Source organism: Thioalkalivibrio sp. ALgr3 (assembly GCF_000377325.1).
In the GTDB taxonomy this organism is placed as follows: domain Bacteria; phylum Pseudomonadota; class Gammaproteobacteria; order Ectothiorhodospirales; family Ectothiorhodospiraceae; genus Thioalkalivibrio.
This window is the reverse complement of record NZ_KB897976.1, coordinates 269,764-290,145: the sequence shown is the minus strand read 5'-3', so window position 1 is coordinate 290,145 and position 20,382 is coordinate 269,764. Positions and strand designations below refer to the sequence as shown.

General features: G+C 67.8%; 17 protein-coding genes. 13 read left to right on the top strand and 4 right to left on the bottom strand.

The annotated features are described in order from the left end of the window. Positions 1-73 precede the first annotated feature (73 nt). Positions 74-208, top strand: a complete 135-nt coding sequence (locus C998_RS15295) for a hypothetical protein (RefSeq protein WP_018869066.1) — start codon at positions 74-76, stop codon at positions 206-208. A 118-nt stretch (positions 209-326) separates the two neighbouring features. On the opposite strand, the gene C998_RS0101460 is transcribed toward C998_RS15295, so the two are convergent. The 3 genes from C998_RS0101460 to C998_RS0101450 form a co-directional block, all read right to left on the bottom strand. Further along, complete coding sequence (locus C998_RS0101460; RefSeq protein ID WP_018869065.1) at positions 327-1,265, bottom strand: DmsC/YnfH family molybdoenzyme membrane anchor subunit; 939 nt, start codon at positions 1,263-1,265, stop codon at positions 327-329. Positions 1,266-1,291: 26 nt separating this feature from the next. Then, the gene (locus C998_RS0101455) at positions 1,292-1,987 is read right to left on the bottom strand and encodes a 4Fe-4S dicluster domain-containing protein (RefSeq protein WP_018869064.1); all 696 of its coding nucleotides are present in this window, start codon (positions 1,985-1,987) and stop codon (positions 1,292-1,294) included. 73 nt (positions 1,988-2,060) lie between these two features. Further along, positions 2,061-4,970 (bottom strand): molybdopterin oxidoreductase family protein, encoded by a 2,910-nt coding sequence (locus C998_RS0101450; protein WP_018869063.1) that lies wholly within the window; start codon positions 4,968-4,970, stop codon positions 2,061-2,063. A gap of 223 nt (positions 4,971-5,193) precedes the next feature. On the opposite strand from C998_RS0101450, the gene moaA reads away from it, so the two are divergent. Then, positions 5,194-6,183, top strand: coding sequence for a GTP 3',8-cyclase MoaA (gene moaA / locus C998_RS0101445; RefSeq protein WP_018869062.1), 990 nt, complete (start codon positions 5,194-5,196; stop codon positions 6,181-6,183). 1 nt (position 6,184) lies between these two features. On the opposite strand, the gene C998_RS0101440 is transcribed toward moaA, so the two are convergent. Further along, positions 6,185-7,552, bottom strand: coding sequence for an NAD-dependent succinate-semialdehyde dehydrogenase (locus C998_RS0101440; protein ID WP_018869061.1), 1,368 nt, complete (start codon positions 7,550-7,552; stop codon positions 6,185-6,187). A gap of 116 nt (positions 7,553-7,668) precedes the next feature. Here C998_RS0101440 and C998_RS0101435 point away from each other — a divergent pair, with 116 nt between their 5' ends. From C998_RS0101435 to C998_RS0101385, 11 genes are all read left to right on the top strand, one after another. Next, on the top strand, positions 7,669-8,622 hold the full coding sequence (locus tag C998_RS0101435; RefSeq protein ID WP_018869060.1) for a complex I NDUFA9 subunit family protein: 954 nt from the start codon (positions 7,669-7,671) through the stop codon (positions 8,620-8,622). 16 nt (positions 8,623-8,638) lie between these two features. Continuing rightward, positions 8,639-9,862, top strand: coding sequence for a multifunctional CCA addition/repair protein (locus C998_RS0101430; RefSeq protein WP_018869059.1), 1,224 nt, complete (start codon positions 8,639-8,641; stop codon positions 9,860-9,862). Between the two features lie 73 nt (positions 9,863-9,935). Next, positions 9,936-10,592 (top strand): protein-L-isoaspartate O-methyltransferase, encoded by a 657-nt coding sequence (locus C998_RS0101425; RefSeq protein WP_018869058.1) that lies wholly within the window; start codon positions 9,936-9,938, stop codon positions 10,590-10,592. 94 nt (positions 10,593-10,686) lie between these two features. Further along, positions 10,687-12,021, top strand: coding sequence for a TolC family outer membrane protein (locus tag C998_RS0101420; protein WP_018869057.1), 1,335 nt, complete (start codon positions 10,687-10,689; stop codon positions 12,019-12,021). Continuing rightward, a complete protein-coding gene (locus C998_RS0101415) occupies positions 12,021-12,602 on the top strand; it encodes an isochorismatase family protein (RefSeq protein WP_018869056.1) in 582 nt (193 codons plus the stop codon). The genes C998_RS0101420 and C998_RS0101415 overlap by 1 nt, the downstream gene beginning before the upstream one ends. 1 nt (position 12,603) lies before the next feature. After that, complete coding sequence (locus C998_RS15005) at positions 12,604-12,750, top strand: hypothetical protein (protein WP_018869055.1); 147 nt, start codon at positions 12,604-12,606, stop codon at positions 12,748-12,750. A 15-nt stretch (positions 12,751-12,765) separates the two neighbouring features. Further along, positions 12,766-13,617 carry a hypothetical protein gene (locus C998_RS0101405; protein ID WP_018869054.1) on the top strand — a complete coding sequence of 284 codons (852 nt, stop codon included), beginning with the start codon at positions 12,766-12,768 and terminating at the stop codon, positions 13,615-13,617. Next, the gene (locus C998_RS0101400) at positions 13,617-14,687 is read left to right on the top strand and encodes a homoserine O-succinyltransferase (protein ID WP_018869053.1); all 1,071 of its coding nucleotides are present in this window, start codon (positions 13,617-13,619) and stop codon (positions 14,685-14,687) included. The genes C998_RS0101405 and C998_RS0101400 overlap by 1 nt, the downstream gene beginning before the upstream one ends. A gap of 161 nt (positions 14,688-14,848) precedes the next feature. Then, complete coding sequence (locus tag C998_RS0101395) at positions 14,849-16,183, top strand: MFS transporter (RefSeq protein WP_018869052.1); 1,335 nt, start codon at positions 14,849-14,851, stop codon at positions 16,181-16,183. 2 nt (positions 16,184-16,185) lie between these two features. Next, the gene (locus C998_RS0101390) at positions 16,186-18,123 is read left to right on the top strand and encodes an ATP-binding cassette domain-containing protein (protein WP_018869051.1); all 1,938 of its coding nucleotides are present in this window, start codon (positions 16,186-16,188) and stop codon (positions 18,121-18,123) included. A 211-nt stretch (positions 18,124-18,334) separates the two neighbouring features. Next, entirely contained in the window at positions 18,335-20,350 is a 2,016-nt protein-coding gene (locus C998_RS0101385; protein ID WP_018869050.1) for a methyl-accepting chemotaxis protein, read from the top strand. The last annotated feature ends 32 nt before the right edge of the window (positions 20,351-20,382 follow it).

Sequence of the window (20,382 nt, the reverse complement as noted above, 5' to 3'; positions counted from 1 at the left end):
CAGGTCATGGCAGCCCTGCGGGGAACCGGTCTATTTTCGTAGCAGGTGCGGCATATACCACAGGGAGAGCGCCATGATTACCGAAATCCTGTTTCAGTCCCCGATCGGCATCCTGACCATTGCGACCCTGCTCGGCATCGTTGTCTTCCTCGGCTGGGTGGGCTATGTGGTCGTGCACAACGTGCGCGAGGCCGGCAAGAACAAGTAACCCGGCATCCCCGAACGACCCGACGGTCATCTGCGTCGGGTCCCGCTGAAGAAAAGGCCCCGCACCCGGGAACCCGGATGCGGGGCCTTTTGCTGCGGCACCACGGCCGAGCGGCGGGTCAGGTGTGCTGATCGCCGTGGTACAGGCGCACCACGTGCTTCGCCTCGGCGAAGAACAGCCAGCGCTCCATGCCCACGCCGATCAGGGAAGAGACCACCGCCAGCCAGGCGGTCGCGGCCGGGGCACCGGTCAGCACCGCGGCAAACACCAGGGCCGGTACGATGAAGCCCAGCAGGAACACGGCCATCTTCAACGTGTCGGTGGTGTTCTTGCCCGGGTCGTAGCCGAACTCGTCGGTCAGGAAGGTGCCGGCGGTGTGGCCGGTATCCAGCAGCCGGACGGTGGCGCGGTTAAAGGTGGTGGCGGTGTTGATGGTCGGGCCGCTCACGCGCGAGATCCAGAAGTAGTAGATCCCCTTGAGGACCGCGGCGATCAGCAGCATCACGATGGCCACGCCGGCGTGCATCGCGGTGGCGTTGTCAAAGGCGCTGGCAATGGCTGCATAGGCGACCGCGCCGGTGGCCACGCCCAGCATGATGTAATTGGCCGGGGTCAGCGCGGTGTTCCACTGGCGGATGGTCTTCAGGCAGCCGTAGATCATGCCGGTCGAGAACAGGACGATGACGCCCAGGATTGCGGCGATCAGCCCCGTGACCATGCCCAGCGGCCCGATCTCGGCCCCCTGCAACAGCACGCTGAGGCCATAGATACCGGCGAACGGGTAGAACAGCACGGCAAACACCGCCTCGCGCGAGAGCCAGGAGGTCCTGAAGCGCATGAACGAGCGCCAGGCGTTCTTCTTGTTGGCCAGGTGACCGGTCGAGAACAGCAGGCCGAAGGTGATCAGACCCAGCGCGGCCACACCGTGGGCGATCAGCTCGCCCTGGCTCATCGCCGGGCCGATACCGGCCAGGTGGAAGATGACCAGCAGGACGAACAGGCCGTAGCCTGCGCCCGAGGTGACCGTGAACAGGATGACGGAAAGTGCAGGATGCATGGTGTTTTCTCCCCGGATGCGGCGCTTTAGCGCGCCACCATCTTGTTGACCCAGTCCTTCACCGAGCTGATCAGCGTATTGGCACGCACATCGTCGGTGGGAATGGGGCGGGTGACTCGCGGCGGCAGATACGTATTGACCGGCTTGTAGCCCAGCTCGGGCATCTGCTTCACCCCGCCGCGTTCGCGCACCAGACGGCTCACCTCGGATTCTTCGTCGTCGAAGTCACCGAAGAAGCGCGCATGCGCAGGGCAGGTGATCACGCAGGCCGGCTGGCGCTCTTCCGGCGGCAGGGCCTCGTCGTAGATGCGGTCCACGCACAGGGTGCACTTCTTCATCACGCCGTCTTCGCGATCCAGCTCGCGGGCACCGTAGGGGCAGGCCCAGGCGCAGTAGTTGCAGCCCATGCACTTGTCCTGGTCGACCAGCACGATGCCGTCTTCCGGGCGCTTGTAGGAGGCGCCGGTCGGGCAGACGTTCACGCAGTCGGCATGCTCGCAGTGCATGCAGGACATCGGGATGTTGACGGTCTTGTTGTTGGGGTAGTCCCCGACCTCGTAGTGGCGGATGCGGTTGAACCACACGCCGCTGGGGTCTTCGCCGTAGGGCTGATAGTCGGTCAGCGGCCCGGTGGTGCCGCTGGTATTCCACTGCTTGCAGGCTACCGCGCAGGCATGGCAGCCCACGCAGGTATCCATGTCGATCACGAGTCCAAGACGCATGGTTGGTACTCCCTCAAATCGTTCGTGCGGGCGAACCCCGTGACGGCGCCGGGCCGCCGCGGGGCGGGCCGGCTCAGTTCTTGTCGTCGTCCAGCGAACCGCGGGTCAGCACGTCGCGGATGTCGCGGTTCAGGTGCACGGGCTTGTGCGCGTGGTAGCGCAGCTGGTCCGGCGATTCGGACATGCCCGGCGTGGCCTTGACCTTGTCGAACTGCGGCCAGGAGCCCTGCTCCTCCGGCTCGGCCGGCGTGATCCTGACCTTCAGGTCGTACCACGCGGCCTGGCCGGTGACCGGGTCGGAGTTGGTGATGTCGTCCACCGGGTCGCCCTTCTCCGGCAGCAGCTCGCTGATGAGGTGATTCATCAGGAAGCCCTTCTGCGACTCGTTGGCGTCGTCCTTCAGACCCCAGGCGCCCTTCTGCTTGCCGATCGCGTTCCAGGTCCAGACAGTGTTGGGTTCGCAACCCTCGATCAGCTTCACCTGCACGCGGATCTTGCCGTTGTGCGACTCCAGCCACACCCAGGACATGTCGGCGATGCCCATGGACTCGGCCTTCTGGCGGTTCATGTACAGGTAGTTCTGGGCGCAGATCTGGCGCAGCCAGGCGTTCTGCGAATCCCAGGAGTGGTACATGAACATCGGGCGCTGGTTGACCGCGTAGAACGGGTACTCGTCCTCGTCGATGCGGGTCTGCTCCAGCGGCTTGTGCCAGATCGGCAGCGGATCGAAGAACTCGGCCAGACGATCCTTGTGCTCCTGCTTGGTCGGCTGCGGGCCGTCATACAGGCCCTGGCCGGCCAGCTTGAAGCGCTGCTGGGTCTCGGAGTAGAGCTCGATGGTGATCGGGTCGGTCTTGCCCACCCAGCCGGCGTGCTTCGCCAGCTCCAGGTACTCCTGGTTGGCGTAGCGGTAGAACTGCTGGCTCTCCGGCAGGTGATACATGAAGAACCCCTGGTTCTCGATGTACGCCTCCCACTGCTTCGGATTCGGCTCACCGCGCAGGTGGCTCTGACCGTCCTTGCCGCGATAGCCCGACAGGAAGCCGATGCCCGGCTCCTTCTCGAAGTTGACGATGAAGTCCTTGTAGTCCTCGAACTTGCGGCTGCCGTCGTCCTTCGTGAATGCCGGGAACTTCAGGCGGCTGGCCAGCTCGACCATCACCTCCTGCCACGGACGCACGTCGCGATCCGGCTCCAGGATCGGGTGGCGGATGGAGTCCGCCGCCGCGGCCGGCTCGGAGATCGGGCGGTCGAGCATGGAGATGGTGTCGTAGCGCTCCAGATAGGTGGTATCCGGCAGCACCAGGTCGGCAAAGCTGACCATCTCGGAGTTAAAGGCGTCCGATACCACGAGATACGGGATCTTGTACTCACCGTTCTCGTCCTTGGCCCGCAGCATGTCCATCACTTCATCGGTGTTCATCGTGGAGTTCCACGACATGTTCGCCATGAAGAAGATGAGCGTGTCGATCGGGTAGGGGTCGCCCTTGACCGCGTTGGTCACGACCATGTGCATCATGCCGTGGTTGGAGATCGGCGCATCCCAGGAGAAGGCCTTGTCGATGCGCAGCGGGTTGCCGTCGTCATCGATCACCAGGTCTTCCGGCGCGGTCGGGAACCCCAGCGGCGGGCTCTTCAGCGGGGTGTTCGGCGCGCATTCCTTCGCCGGCTTGATGCCCGGCGGGACGTGCTTGGGATACGGCGGCTTGGCCAGGTGACCGCCGGGACAGTCCACCGAGCCCAGCATGATCTGCAGGAAGTGGATCGCACGGCAGGTCTGGAAACCGTTGGAGTGCGCCGAGATGCCGCGCATCGCGTGCATGGATACCGGACGCCCGACGACCTTGTCGTGCTTGCGGCCCCAGGAGTCGGTCCACTCGACGTCCAGCTCGATCGATTCCTTGAACGCGACGTGGGCCATCTCCAGCGCCAGGCGCTCGGTCTGCTCGGCCGGCACGCCGGTGATCTCGGCGGTGTTCTCCGGAGAGTACTCGTCGCTCAGGTAGCGCTCGGCCAGCAGGGTCATCACGGTCTTGACCGGGCGGCCGTCCGGGGCGGTGTACTCGCCGAACAGCGCCGGCTTGATGTCCACCTGGCTGCCGTCGACGAAGTCTTCCTTCTCCAGCTCCCAGACCAGCGGGTTGTCGTTGTCGTCGCGCAGGATCAGGCCGTCGCCCTGCTGCCCCGGGGTCTGCACCACCAGCTGGGTGGCGTTGGTGTAGCGAACCAGGAAGTCCCAGTCGAACTGGCTGTTCTTCAGCAGCACGTGCAGCATCGACAGCGCGAACAGGCCGTCGGTGCCGGGCTTGATGCCCACCCACTCGTCGGCGATCGCCTGGTAACCGGTGCGCACCGGGTTGATGGCCACGAACTTGCCACCATTGCGCTTGAGCTTCTCCAGCCCGATCTTGATCGGGTTGGAGGCATGGTCCTCGGCCACGCCCCACAGCATGTGGTACTTGGTGCGGTCCCAGTCGGGGTCGCCGAACTCCCAGAAGGCGAAGCCGGTGGTGTACAGGCCGCCGGCGGCCATGTTCACCGAGCAGAAGCCGCCGTGGGCCGCCCAGTTGTAGGTGCCGAACTGGGTCGCCCACAGGCCGGTCAGGGCCTGCATCTGGTCACGCCCGGTAAAGAACGCCAGCTTGCGCGGATCGGTCTCGCGGATCTTCTTCAGGCGCTCGGACAGGGTGTCGATGGCCTCGTCCCAGGAGATCGGCTCGAACTCGCCGGCGCCGCGCTCGGTGCCCGGCTTGCGGCGCATCGGCTGATGCAGGCGGGCCGGGGACTGCTGCTTCATGATCCCGGCGTTGCCCTTGGCGCAGAGCACGCCCTTGTTGATCGGGTGATGCCGGTTCCCCTGGATGTAGCGGACCTTGTTGTCCTCCACGGTGACCTTGATGCCACAGCGACAGGCACACATGTAACAGGTGGTGTACTTGATCTCCTGCTTGCCGTGATCTTCGAATTCGGGCAGGGCACTCATGGGCGCGACCTCGTTGACTGTCGGTTCAGTTGTCCACGGCGTATTGTGGACCCCGCCGGAAGGCTTGGCCAACGAGAAGTACTTATGCTCGAATAATCCTTATTAATTTCGGAAAGAATTTATTTATTCTCGCGCCGGAACTGGGCATTTTCCGCGCGACCCGCCGCATGGGCTACGATGTTCCCTCGCAAACATAACGCCTCGCCCGAGGCCGGGGGCCTGGATGAACGACCGCGGACTGGTGGATCCCTTTGGCCGGAAGATCGAATACGTACGCGTATCGGTCACCGACCGCTGCGACCTGCGCTGCTTCTACTGCATGCCGGAGGGCTTTCGCGACTTCGAGGTGCCCGAGCACTGGCTGACCTTCGACGAGCTCGAGCGGGTGATGGCCGCCTTCGGCCGCCTCGGCACCCGGCGGGTGCGCCTGACCGGCGGCGAGCCGCTGGTGCGTCACGGCCTCCCGGACCTGGCCACGCGCCTGAACGCCCTGCCGGGGATCGACGACCTCTCGCTGTCGACCAACGCGGTGCGCCTGGCGAAGCATGCCGACGCACTGGCCGCCGGCGGGGTCGGGCGCATCAACGTCAGCCTGGACACCCTGCGCCCCGAGGTCTTCAAGGACGTGACCGGCGGCAAGCTGGAAAAGGTGATCGACGGGCTGATGGCGGCGAAACGCGCCGGCCTCGACCCGATCAAGATCAACATGGTGGTGATGGGCGGCATCAACGATACGGAGGTCGGCGATATGGTCGACTTCTGCATCGAGCACGGTTTCACCCTGCGCTTCATCGAGACCATGCCGGTGGGGGACACCGGGCGCGCGGCGAACGAAGGCCACTACGTGAACCTGCAGGACGTGCGCCGCGACCTGGAGCAGCGTTTCGAGCTCATCCCCGGGGTGATGCCCGGCGGCGGCCCGGCGCGCTATGTGCAGGTGGCGGGCACCGACATCCGGATCGGTTTCATCACGCCGATCTCGCAGCACTTCTGCGACACCTGCAACCGGGTGCGGCTGTCGGTGGACGGCACCATCCACACCTGCCTGGGCAACGAGCACAGCCTGGCACTGCGCCCGCGGCTGCGCGACGGCTGCAGCGATGCCGAGCTGGAAGCCGCGATCCTCGAGGCGATCGCGCTCAAGCCCGAGCGCCACGAATTCAACGAGCGCCCGGAGAAGGTCATGCGCTTCATGTCCATGACCGGCGGCTGAGTCAGGCCACCCAGATCGTCTTCGCATTCACGAACTCGCGGATCCCCAGATCCGCGAGTTCGCGCCCGTAGCCGGAATCCTTCACCCCGCCGAAGGGCAGGCGCGGGTCGCTCTTCACTACGGCGTTGACGAACGCACAGCCGCATTCCAGCTGACGCGCCAGCGCCTCGCCGCGCGCACGGTCGGCGGTCCACACCGACCCGCCCAGACCGAAGCGCGAGCGGTTGGCCAGCTCCACCGCCGCTGCGGCATCCGCGGCCCGTGTGATCGCGGCCACCGGCCCGAAGGTCTCCTCGTCGAACGCCGCCATCCCCGGCTCCACGTGATCCAGCACGGTGGGGGCATAGAAGAACCCCTCCCCCTCCAGCGGCTGGCCGCCGGTGCGGCACACCGCACCTGCGGCGACACTGCGCTGCACCTGATCGTGCAGTTCGTCGCGCAGATCGCCGCGAGCCAGCGGGCCCAGATCCGTCCCGTCTTCCATGGGGTCGCCCGTCTGCAGGGCAGCCACCGCCCGGCTCAGGCGTTCCGCAAACGCCTCGGCGACCGAATCTTCAACGATGAAGCGCTTCGCCGCGATGCAGGTCTCGCCGTTGTTCTGGAACCGCCCGCGCAGGGCCTCGCGCACCACGGTGTCCAGGTCCGCGTCATGCAGGACGATGAAGGCGTCCGAACCGCCCAGCTCCAGCACCGAGGTCTTCAGGGCCTTGCCCGCGGCCGCACCCACCGCGCGCCCGGCGCGCTCCGAACCCGTCAGGCTCACGCCCTGCACCCGCGGATCGGCGATCAGATCCTCGACCGCATCGGAGCCCACCGGCAGGTTGCGGAAGACCCCGTCGGGGAACCCGGCCGCGCGGAACACCTCCTCCAGCGCCTGCGCGCAGCCGGGCACATTGGAGGCATGCTTGAGCAGCACGGTGTTGCCGGCCAGGGTCGCCGGAATGGCCTGGCGGAAGGCCTGCCAGTAGGGAAAATTCCACGGCATGACCAGCAGCACGGTGCCCAGCGGCTGCCAGGCCACGTACGAGCGGGCCGCCTCGGTGGCCACCGGCACATCCAGCAGGAAGCCCGGCCCGTGCTCGGCGTAGTATTCGCAGGCCACCGCGCATTTCTCCACCTCGGCCAGCGCCTCGACCCGCCGCTTGCCCATCTCGCGGGTCGCGGTCACCGCCAGCTCCTCCCGGCGCCCGCGCAGGACCGCGGCCAGCTCGCGCAGCAGGGCGGCCCGTTCGTGCACCGGCTGCAGGGCCCAGGCCGCGCGGGCGTCCACCGCGCCCTGCAGCGCGGCCTCCACGCCGGCGGCATCCAACCGCGGGTAACTCGCCAGCACCGTGCCGGTGGCCGGATTGACGGCAGTCAGTTCAGTCATCTTCGGGCCTCTCTCTCGGGACTCGCCGGGCCAGCGCCCGCCCGGGTGGATTGATCACGCGCCCACAGCCGAGTATAAGACGCACACATCCGTATTCGGTAAGGGCCTTCGCAATCATGTCGACTCTCTCGATTCGCAACGTCTGCCTGCTGGGCGGAACGGGCTTCGTCGGGCACCACATCGTGGCGCGGCTGATCGACCGTGGACTGAATGTACGCGTGGTGACGCGCCACCCGCACCGTCACCGCGAGCTCATGGTGAACCCCGAGGTCGACCTGATCGCCGGCAACGTCCACGACCCGGAGGACCTCGACCGGGTCCTGCGCGACCAGGATGCCGTGATCAACCTGGTCGGGATCCTCAACGAGCGCGGCCACGACGGCTCCGGCTTCCGCCGCGCTCACACCGAGCTGACGGAAAAGGCCCTGGCCGCCGCCGAACGCCAGGGCGTGCGCCGCTTTCTGCAGATGAGCGCGCTGAAGGCCGACATGCCGGACCCGCCCAGCCACTACCTGCGGACCAAGGGCGAAGCCGAGCAGGCCGCGTTCGCGGCCACGGCCTTCCCGGTGACGGTGTTCCGCCCGTCGGTGATCTTCGGCCCGGAGGACAGCTTCCTCAACCGCTTCGCCACCCTGCTGCGCTTCTCCCCGATGATGCCGCTGGCCCGCGCCGAAGCACGCTTCGCCCCGGTGTTCGTGGGCGACGTGGCCGACCACTTCGCCGCGGCCCTGAACGATCCGGGGACTTTCGGTCAGGGGTTCGAACTGTGCGGCCCGCGGGAATACAGCCTGGGCGAACTGGTGCGCTACGTCGGCCGGGTCTCCGGCCACCGGCGCCCGGTCATCGGCCTGCCGGACTGGGCGGGCCGCCTGCAGGCGAACGTCCTGGAGTACGTCCCGGGCAAGCCGCTGTCGCGCGACAACCTCGCCTCGCTGTCGATCGACAGCGTATGCACCGGGCAGACCCTGCGCTGCCCCACCCGGCTGGAGAGCATCGCACCCACCTATCTGGGCAAGGGCGGCCGCGAGGCGCGCATGCAGAAACTGCGCACCAGCTACGAGCGCGACTGAGGCGGCCGCCTCCGGGATGCACATCTATCTGGTCGGTGGCGCGGTCCGCGACCGGCTCCTGGGCCGCCCGGTCAGCGAACGCGATTACGTGGTGGTGGGCGCTACGCCCGAGGCCATGGAGGCGGCCGGCTATCGCGCCGTGGGGCGCGACTTTCCGGTGTTCCTCCATCCGCGGACGCAGGAGGAATACGCCCTCGCCCGGACCGAGCGCAAGACCGCACGCGGCTACCACGGCTTCCAGTTCAACGCCGCCCCCGATGTCCCGCTGGAACAGGACCTGGAACGGCGCGACCTCACCATCAATGCCATGGCCGAGGACGACGGCGGCGAACTGATCGACCCCTTCGGCGGCCGCGATGACCTGGCAAACCGCATCCTGCGGCATGTCTCCCCGGCATTCGCCGAAGACCCGGTACGCCTGCTGCGTCTGGCACGCTTCGCCGCCCAGCTGGCCCCGTGGGGGTTCGAGATCGCCGACGAGACCCGCGCCCTGCTGCGCGAGCTGGTCGACTCGGGAGAGATTGACGCCCTGGTACCGGAACGCGTCTGGGCCGAGTTCGAGAAGGCCCTGACCAGCCCTGCTCCGCGCCGGTTCATCGAGGTGCTGCGCGAATGCGGGGCGCTGGCGGTGCTGCTGCCGGAACTGGAACAGCTGTTCGGCGTACCCCAGCCGGCGAAATACCATCCCGAGATCGACACCGGCGTACACACCCTGATGGTGCTGGACCAGGCCACGCGCCTGAGCGACGCGCCCGAGGTCCGCTTCGCCGCGCTGACCCATGATCTGGGCAAGGCGGACACCCCGGAGGACATCCTGCCCGCGCACCACGGGCACGAGGAACGCAGCGTCACCCACATCAAGGCGCTCGCCGAACGCCTGCGCATTCCCCGGCGCTACCGCGACCTCGCGATCCGCGTAGCGCGCCATCACGGCCTCGCGCATCGCCTGTTCGAACTGCGCCCGAAGACCGTGATGAAACTGATCGAGGGCCTGGATGCCCTGCGCCGCCCGGAGAACGTCGAGCCCTTCCTGCTGGCGGTCGAGGCCGACTTCCGCGGGCGAACCGGCTGGGAGGAGCGCCCCTACCCCCAGGCCGACGCCCTGCGCCGCGCCGTGGAGGCCGCCGCGGCCGTCAGCCCGCAACCCCTGATCGAGGCCGGCCACCAGGGCCCGCAGCTGGGCGAGGCCCTGCGCCACGAGCGCATCCGCGCAATCGCCGAATCCCTGGAAGGACACTGAACCGGGCCCCACTTGCCTGCAACGCGCGGCGGCCGTACTCTTCACGGTTCGTTGCCGCACAGAGGATCCCGCAATGGATTTCGCCAAGGCCCGGATGAACATGGTGGAACAGCAGGTACGTCCCTGGGACGTGCTGGACATGCGCGTGCTGGGGGTGATGGAGACGCTGCCGCGCGAGCGCTTCATGCCCGAGCCCTACCAGGCCCTGGCCTACGCCGACACGGAGATCCCCCTGGGCCACGGCGAGGAGACCCTGCCGCCGCGCGTGATCGGACGCATGCTGCAGGCGGTCGCCCCGCAGCCCACCGACACCGTGCTGGAGATCGGCACCGGTTCCGGCTACGCCACCGCCTGCCTCGCGAGCCTGGCCGCACATGTCGACAGCGTGGAGCGCCATGACGACCTGCGCCTGGCCGCGCGCAACCGCCTGCACGACCTGAACATCACCAACGCGGCACCGCGCACCGGGACGGTAACCCCCGAATGGCGTCCGCCGCGAGAGCGCTACGACGTCATCGCCGTCAACGGCGCCATGACCGAATACAACGACTTCCTGGAACAATTCCTGGCGCTGGGCGGCCGCCTGTTCGTGGTCACCGGGGAACCGCCGATCATGGAAGCGCGCCTGGTCACCCGCACCACCGAGGACAACACCCGGCACGAGGACCTTTTCGAGACGCGGGTCCCGCCGCTGGCCGGTTTCGAGCCGCGTCCGGCCTTCGAGTTCTAGATCCCGCGAAACCCGCGGATCCACCGGGCCCGCCCGCCTTCGGCGGCGGGCTTTGCTAGTATCGAGAACTTCGCCAGCCCGGAATCGAATCGCCATGAAACGACTGCATCCCCTGATCGCCGCCGCCGGTCTCGCCCTGTTCACGGCCGCCCCCGCCCAGGGCGCGAGCCTGATGGAAGTCTACGAACAGGCCGCGCAGGAAGACGCCGAACTGCAGATCGCCGAGGCGGAATACCGCAGTGCCCTGCAGAATCGCCCGGCCGCCCGCTCCGGTCTCCTGCCCCAGCTGCGCGGCGAGATCGAAGGCGGTGCGTTCTACAACGACCCGGACGGACGCGACAGCACCGATGGGCGGCAGAGCCGTTTTGCGCTGTTGCTGGACCAGAGCATCTACGACCGGCGCAACTACGTGGAACTGAGCCAGGCCGACCTGGAGATCGCCCGGGCCGAGGCGGAACGCGATGCCGCGCGCCAGGACCTGATGCTGCGGGTGTCCGAAGCCTATTTTGACGTGCTCGTGGCCCAGGAAGGCCTGGAATTCAGCGTCGCCGAACTGGAGGCCATCGAGCGCCAGCTGGAGCAGACCGAACGCCGCTTCGACGTCGGCCTGATCGCCAGCACCGACGTAAAGGAAGCCCGCGCCCAGCGCGACCTGGCCGAGGCCCAGCGCATCGGCGCCGAAAACGAACTGGACGTGGCCCGCGAACAGCTGGCATTGATCACCAACCGCTACTGGGACGAACTCGATACCCTGGCCCCCGATGCCGAACTCCAGCTGCCGCAGCCGCGGGATGCCGAGGCGTGGGTGCAGCGTGCCCTGGAGAACAACCTGGAGCTGGCCGCGCAGCGCCTCGCCACCGAGACCGCGCGCGAGCAGATCGACCGCCAGCGGGCCGAAGGTCTTCCTCGTCTCGGCCTCAACGCCTCAGTCAGCGAAAACCGCTTTCATTCGGTGGACGAACCAGCCATGCCTCCCGGCCAGAGCTCCCAGTTCAACGACTCCACCGAAGCTCAGATCGGCATCCGTCTGGAGATCCCGCTGTACACCGGCGGCCGGGTGACCGCCCTGACCCGTCAGGCGCGCGAGGACTTCCAGGCCGCGCAGCAGGGGCAGACGCAGGTCGAGCGCATGACCCGGCGCGACACCCGCAACGCCTATCTCGCCTCGGTGGCCGCCGAATCCCGCGTGCGCGCACTGAACCGGGCACTGGAATCGACCCAGGCCGCGTTCGAGGCGGCCGAGGCCGGCTTCGAGGTCGGCACCCGCACTCAGGTGGATGTCCTGCTGGCCCTGCGCGAAGTGTTCGGCGCCGAGCGCGACTTCGCCGAGGCGCGTTACGAGTTCCTCGCCAACACCCTGCGCCTGGAACGCGCGGCGGGGCAGCTGGCCGAGGAAGACCTCGAATCCATCGACGCCATGCTGGAGTGATGAGCGGGGCTGCGCGGGCTCGCTGCGAGCGTTCCGAACGCTCGCCGCTGCTGCTGGTCGACCTGCAGGAGCGGCTGATGGCGGCGATGCCGGAAACCGATCGTGAACGCACCGTGCGCAACGCCGGGCGGCTGGTGGAAGCCGCGCGCCAGCTGGGTATTCCGGTGGAGGTGTCGCGCCAGTATCCGCAGGGGCTGGGCGACACCGTTGAACCACTGCGCTCCGCGCTCGAGGATCTCGGCGATCTGGCCACCGTGACCGACAAGACCGCCTTCTCCTGCTGCGGCGAGGCGGCCCTGGAGCAGCGCCTGGCGGGTTGCCACAGCGTGGTCATCGGCGGTGCCGAGACCCACGTGTGCGTGACCCAGACCGCGCTGGACCTGCTGGATGCCGGGGTCACGGTGTTCGTGGCGGCCGATGCGGTGTGCTCGCGCAACCCCGAGCTGCGCGGCAACGGCCTCGAGCGCCTGCGCGCGGCGGGGGCGATCATCACCAATCACGAATCCGTGCTTTTTGAATGGCTGGGCGATGCCCGCGCCGCCGAGTTCAAGTCGGTCAGCCAGCTGCTGCGCGAGGTCTGAGATGCGCGTGATCGGCAACATCCTGCTGGGCATCTGGCTCGTGCTGTACGGCCTGCGCGGGCTGCTCGGACTGCAGTTCCAGTACGATCATTACGTCATGAGTGCCCTGGCACTGACCGCCGGCGTGCTCTTCATCCTGCGTCGATAAAGGGATCCCGATCGCATGCGCCTGACCCCGGACGAATACCGCGAGCTGGACGGCCGCCGCATCACCCTGCTGGGGATGTCGGGAGTCGGCAAGACGCGGCTGTCCAACATGCTGCGCCAGGAGGACTGGTTCCATTACTCCGGCGACTATCGCATCGGCACGCGCTACCTGAACGAACCGATCCTGGACAACATCAAGTCCCAGGCGATGCAGGTCCCGTTCCTGCGCGAGCTGCTGCGTTCGGACTCCATCCAGATCATCAACAACATCACCGTCGACAACCTGCACCCGGTGTCCAGCTTCCTCGGCAAGCTGGGCAACCCGGAGCTGGGCGGGCTGCCGCTAACCGAATTCAAGCGCCGCCAGGCCCTGCACCACGAGGCCGAAGTGCAGGCGATGCTGGACGTGCCGGACTTCATCCACAAGGCGCGCACCCTGTTCGGCTACCCGCATTTTGTCAACGATGCCGGCGGTTCGGTGTGCGAGCTGGACAGCCCCGGCGTGCTCGAGACCCTGGCCGAACACACCATCATCCTCTATATCCAGGCCACGGACGAGGACGAGCGGGAGCTGATCGAACGCGCCGAGGCCAACCCCAAGCCGCTGTACTACCGCGAGGCCTTCCTCGACCAGCAGCTGGCCGAATACATGCGCATCGAGGAACTGGAGTACGTCGCCCAGATCGACCCCAATGCCTTCGTGCGCTGGGTATTCTCGCGCCTGTTCCGGGCGCGGCTGCCGCGTTACGAACAGATCGCCGAGACCTGGGGCTACACCGTCAGCACCACCGAGGTGGCCCGGGTGCGCAACGCGGCCGACTTTGACGAGCTGGTCTGCATGGCCCTGGAACGCGAGAGGCGACTGTAATGCCCCTGGTTGCACACTCCGGACTCCCCACCTTCGAACGCCTGCGCAGCGAGGGCGAATCGGTCCTGCCGAACGACTTCGCCCGCCAGCAGGAGATTCGCGCGCTGCACATCGGGCTGCTGAACATGATGCCGGATGCCGCACTGGCGGCCACCGAGCGTCAGTTCTTTCGCCTGATCGGCGAGAGCAACCAGATCGCGCAGTTCTACATCCATCCGTTCACGCTGCCGCAGCTCAAGCGCGGCCGGAAGGGGCGCGAGCACGTCGAGAACTACTACGAGGACTTCGAGAAGCTCAAGGAAGAAGGCCTGGACGCGCTGATCATCACCGGGGCCAACGTGACCCAGCCGGATCTGGCCCTGGAGCCGTTCTGGGAACCGCTGGCCGAGGTGGTGGACTGGGCCTGGCAGAACGTGACCTCCACACTGTGCTCCTGCCTCGCGACCCATGCGGTGCTGCAGTCGCACTACGACGAACACCGCCAGCACATGGGCGAGAAGCTCTGGGGCGTGTTCCCGCACCGGGTGGTCGACCGCGGGCACCCGCTGGTGACCGGGGTGAACACCCGTTTCGACGTGCCGCACTCGCGTTACAACAAGGTCACCCGCGAGCAGTTCGAACGCCACGGCCTGCGCGTGCTGGTGGAAAGCGAGGAAGCCGGCATCCATCTGGGCGCCTCGCCGGACGGTTTCCGCATGGTCTTCTTCCAGGGCCATCCGGAGTACGACTCGATCAGCCTGCTCAAGGAATACAAGCGCGAAGTGGTGCGCTATATCGAGGGCGACCGCAAGGCCTATCCGCCGCTGCCGGAGAACTACCTGATGCCGCAGGCGGCCGCGATCCTCGATGAACACCGCGAGCACGTGGAGGCGGCGCTGGAGCACTGCACCGAGATCCCGGCCCTGCCCGAGGCCCTGCTGCTGGACCGCCTGGACAACACCTGGCACGACACCGCGCTGGCAGTCATCAACAACTGGCTGGGCAACGTCTATCAGCTGACCAACCTCGACCGCCGCAAGCCCTTCCGCGACAGCGTCGACCCCGACGACCCGCTGGCCGGGCGGCGGTAGAACGTTACGCCGGAACCCGACCCCGGTCATTGCGAGGCGCCGCAGGCGCCGTGGCAATCTTTTCTGCGGAGGCACCCGAGCCGAACGCCCTGTCGGTGTCCGGAGATTGTCACGGCGCCTGCGGCGCCCCGCAATGACGGGCGACACAACGGAAGGACTGCATGACCGAGACCGATCGCGACAAACGCCGACGCCCCCTCGTCAGCCTGTACGAGACCATCGCCGGCGACGAGGATGCCCGTGCCTGCAAGGACATCCCCGAGGGGGCCTGCAACGCGCAGCCACGCAATTTCCTCGTCCACCTGGTCGCCAACACCCTGTCCAAGATCGGCGACGAACTGGCCTCCGCGCGCCTGGTCCTCGCCTGGCTGCTGAGCGCGCTGGGGGCCCCGGCCGCGTTCGCCGGTTTCCTGGTCCCCATCCGTGAATCGGGCTCGCTGCTGCCGCAGCTGTTCGTGGCCGCCTCGATCCGCCGCCGCGCCATCCGCAAGGGGTTCTGGGTACTGGGCAGCGCGCTGTCCGGGTTTGCGGTCGCGGGCATGGCCATCACCGCCCTGACCCTGGAGGGGGCCGCCGCGGGCTGGGCGATCATCGCGCTGCTGATCGTGTTCGCCCTGTCGCGCGGGATCAACTCGGTGGCATCCAAGGACGTGCTGGGCAAGACCATCGCCAAACAGCGCCGCGGCACGGTGATGGGCTACGCCGCCTCGGCGGCCGGCTTCTTCACCCTCGCCCTGGGCGGGTACCTGACGCTGGCCAGCCTGGACGATGCCGGTGCCGGCCTGTTCGTGGCCCTGCTGGCGGCGTCAGCGGGCGCCTGGTGGATCGCGGCGGCGGTGTTCGCCCGCTTGCACGAGGACCCGGGTGCCACCGAAGGGGGCGTCAACGGATTCGGGGAGGCCCTGCGCTCGCTGCGCCTGCTGTGGAGCGACCGCGCCTTCGGCCACTTCGTGCTGACCCGCGCACTGCTGATGAGCACCGCGCTGGCGCTGCCGTTCTACGTGCTGCTGGCCGAGGATGCGACCGAGGGGGCACTGGCGACCCTGGGCCTGCTGATCCTCGCCAGCGGTCTCGCCTCCGCACTCAGTGCCCCGGTGTGGGGCCGGATGTCCGACCGTTCCGCCCGCGGGGTACTGGTGGTCGCCGGACTGCTGGCGACGCTGCTGGGCTTCGTCGTCGCCCTGGGGAGCTGGTTCGCCCCGGCCGCCTCCGGCCTGCTGGACATGGGCTGGGTGCATGCGGTGCTGTTCTTCCTGCTGGGCATCAGCCACGCGGGCGTGCGTCTGGGGCGCAAGACCTATCTGGTCGACATGGCCACGCAGGAGACCCGCGCGGCCTTCACCGCGGTCAGCAACACGGTGATCGGCGTGCTGCTGCTGGTCGGGGGCCTGTTCGGCCTGGTGGCCCAGCTGGCCGGCACCGAATTCGCCATCTTCGTACTGGCGCTGATGAGTCTGGCCGGGGCCCTGAGCGCCTGGCGCATGAAGGAGGTCTGAACATGGCCCTGATCACCCTGCGCGACATCCACCTGGCCTATGGCATGGCCTCGCTGCTGGACGGCGCCGGCCTGAGCCTGGAACCCGGCGAGCGGGTGGCGATCGCCGGACGCAATGGCGAGGGCAAGTCGACCCTGCTGCGCATCCTCGCCGGCGAGGTGGAGCCGGATGCCGGCGATATCACCCGCCGCGACGGGCTGACCGTCGCGTGGCTGACCCAGGAGCTGCCGCCGGGCATCGAGGGAAGCGTGTTCGACGTGGTCGCCGAAGGCCTGGGCGAGTCCGGGCGGCTGCTGGAACGCTTTCACCACCTGAGCCAGGCGGCCGCCAGCGGCGACGCCGAGGCCCTGGAGAAGATGGGGCCGGTACAGGCACAGCTGGACGCGATCGACGGCTGGAGCTTGCAGAACCGGGTCGAAACCACCCTGTCGCGGCTGGAGCTGGACCCCGAGGCCGAGTTCGCCACCCTCTCCGGCGGGCTCCGGCGCCGGGTGTGGCTGGCCCGCGAACTGGTGCGCGATCCCGACATCCTGCTGCTGGACGAGCCCACCAACCACCTGGACGTGGCCGCGATCCGCTGGCTGGAGGGCTTTCTGACCGGCAGCCGCATGACCGTGGTGTTCATCAGCCACGACCGCCAGTTCATGGAGAACGTGGCCACCCGCATCCTGGAGCTGGACCGGGGCCAGCTGTACGAACACCCGCCGTCCATCGCCGCATTCCGCGAGCGTCAGGCCGAGCGGCTGGAGGTCGAAGCCCGCCAGCAGGCGGAATTCGACCGCAAGCTGGCACAGGAGGAGGCCTGGATCCGCCAGGGCATCAAGGCCCGGCGTACGCGCAACGAGGGCCGCGTGCGCGCATTGCAGCAGCTGCGTCAGAAACGCGCCGAACGTCGCGAGCGCGCGGGGCAGGTGCGCATGCAGCTGAGCCCGGAACAGCGCTCCGGCAAGCGGGTGATCGAGGCCGAACACGCCAGTTTCGGCCACGCCGGCAAGCCGGTGCTGCACGACGTGAACCTGCTGCTGCAGCGCGGCGACACCCTGGGCGTGATCGGCCCCAACGGGGCCGGCAAGACCACCCTGCTGCGCGGCCTGCTGGGCGATCTGCCGCCGCTGGCCGGGACGGTCAAGCTGGGCACCCAGCTGACCATCGCCTACTTCGACCAGACCCGCGCCCACCTGGACGAACAGACCACGGTGCAAGATGCCGTGGGCGAGGGCCGTGAACAGGTGACGGTCAACGGCGAGACGCGCCATGTGCTGAGCTATCTGGGCGATTTCCTGTTCCCGCCGGCGCGCGCCCGCCAGCCCGTCTCCGCGCTGTCCGGCGGCGAACGCAACCGCCTGTTGCTGGCGAAGCTGTTCCTGCGTCCGGCCAACCTGCTGGTGCTCGACGAACCCACCAACGACCTCGACGTGGAGACCCTGGAGCTGCTGGAGTCGCTGCTGATCGAATACAAGGGCAGCGCCATCGTGGTCACCCACGACCGCGCGTTTCTCGACAACGTGGCCACCAGCACCCTGGTGGTCCCCGGCGATGGCAGCATCGAGGAGTTCGTCGGCGGCTGGTCGGATCTGCCCGAGCGCGTGACCCGGCGCCTGATCGAGGGGGACCCGGCGCCGGACTCCGGGGCCGCCGCGGACGCGGCATCCCGGGCCACAACCCGGACCGCCCCGGCGCCGGAGCCCGCCGTCGCGGCCTCGGGCTCGGGCTCGGGCTCGGGCTCGGGCAAGCTCTCCTACAAGGATGCCCGCGAACTGGAGGCCCTGCCGGGCCGCATCGAGGCGCTGGAGACGGAGCAGGACTCGATCAACCAGGCCCTCTGCGACCCCGAAACTCAGCGGGACGGCGAGCGCGTGCGCGAACTGCAGGCGCGCCTGGCCGAAGTGGAACAGGAGCTGGAAGAAGCCTACCAGCGCTGGGAAGAACTGGAATCCTGAAGCTCTCGCCCGCGTCTCTCCCGGTGAAGCCCGGCCGGACCACCTGCCTTTTCGCGGCTCCGGGAGCGATGCCCCCCACGAAACACTCAACTCCGGGGCATCTTTGCCGTAACAGCAGGAGAAACGACACGACCCGCGGGTCACCCTTTCCGTGTACGCCCGTACGCGGTGGTAGCAAGCGCCCGCAGAGGCGCCGGCGGAGGAGCAACTCATGCTGGACAAGTTTTCGATCCGCGGACTGCTGACGGCCGGTTTCGGTCTGGTGGTCCTGATCCTCGTCATCAACTCGGTCATGGCCCTGCACGCGCTGCAGACCGGCGCCCGGGACGTACAGAACCTGACCGGAGAAGATTACCCGGCCGTCGCCCGGGTCAACGAAGTCCAGCAGCGGCTGCAGGAAAGCGCGGCCTTCCTGGGCTTTTACCTGATGAGCGACGAGCAGGGCCACCATGACGCCTGGCTGGAATCCATGGACGCCCTGCAGGCCGCGGCACGGGAGCTCAACAACGACCCGGTGGTGGCGGCCGACCGCGACATGGCCCGCTCGGCCGAAGCGGTCCGCGAACACGTCGACCGCTTCCACGGCCACGTCGACCGTCTGACCGAACTGGCCACCGACGACGCCGCCAACATGCCCGCGCTGGACATCGCCAACCAGCGGGCCAATCCCGCCACCCGCGCCATGGCGCAGCAGGCGTCCACGATGATCGACGCCGAGACCAACCTGCCGGAGTTCCAGCGTTCCCTGGAACGTCTGCAGCAGTTCCATAACCTGCGCATGAGCGCACTGCAGGTCACCTCGAACCTGCGCGGCTTCCTTGCCTTCCGCGACGACGCCTTCGTCCAGAACGTGAATCTCTATCGCGGGCAGCTGGAAAGCATCGTGGAGGATCTCGAAGGGCAATCCGCCACCCTGGACTTCGAACAGGAAATCGCGCTGGAAGATTTCGCCGGATCACTGGAAACCCTGCGGGGTGCGCTGGACGACATCTTCGAGGTCCACGGCTCGCCCGAGGCATTCCAGGATGCCGACATGATCCGCACCGAAATCGGCCCGCTGCTGATGGAAGCCCGCGGGGAACTGGATGGGCTCAGCGAGGCCATCACCCGGCGTGCGGAGACCCGGGCCGGTGAACTGACCACCACCATGCGCAACACCCAGGTGGCGCAGATGGTGCTGGCCATCGCGGGCATCATCCTCGGACTGGCCGGCGCGGCCACCATCATCATCACCATCCGCCGGGCCATGAACCGCTCGTCCACCGCGCTGGAGGAGATCGCCGACGGCGACGGCGACCTGACCCGCCGGCTGGAAGAGCACGGACTGAAGGAGACTGCCGCGCTGGGGCGCGCCTTCAACCGCTTCACCGACAAGATCGCCAGTGCCGTGGGCAAGGCCCGTGGCAGCACCGAGACCCTGCGTCAGGCCACCGACAACCTGAACCAGGAGGCCTACGGGGCGCGCGAGGCGGTTTCGCGCCAGCGCGACGAGACCGAACGCGTGGCCACCGCCATCAACGAGCTGCAGAGCAGCGCCGAGGAGATCGCCCGCAACACCGACGCCACCTCGCAGTCGGGCCAGGAGGCCGGTAACGCCGTACACCAGGGCATGGAGGTGATGGAACGCAACGTGGCCTCGATGTCCTCCCTGCTGGGCACGGTGGAACAGGCCGCCGACACGGTCTCGAACCTGGGCGAGGATTCCCGCCAGATCGGCACCATCCTCGAGGTGATCCGCGGAGTGGCCGAGCAAACCAACCTGCTGGCGCTGAACGCCGCGATCGAGGCGGCCCGCGCCGGCGAACATGGCCGCGGCTTCGCGGTGGTCGCCGACGAGGTGCGCAAGCTCGCCACCCGCACCCAGGAGTCCACCGACGAGATCGAGGGCATGATCTCGCGGCTGCAGAGCGCCACCAACAACGCGGTCTCGGTGATGAAGAAGGGCCAGGAAGAGGCGGAGACCACCATGGAACACACCGCCGAAGTGAACGGCGCGCTGCAGCAGATCCGCCAGTCGGTGGACACCATCTCCGAGATGACGGATCAGATCGCCGTCGCGGCGCGCGAGCAGACCACCGTGGTCGAGGACATCAACCGCACCATCGTGCAGATCTCCGACGGCGCCGACCAGTCGGCCGAGACCGCCGACCGCGTCAGCGCGGCCTCCGACGAGCTCAAGCAGGTGGAAAGCGAGATCCAGCGCGCCCTGGCGCAGTTCCGCCTCTGAACGCCGGCCCCGGGGGTAGCCGGGTCCGCCGC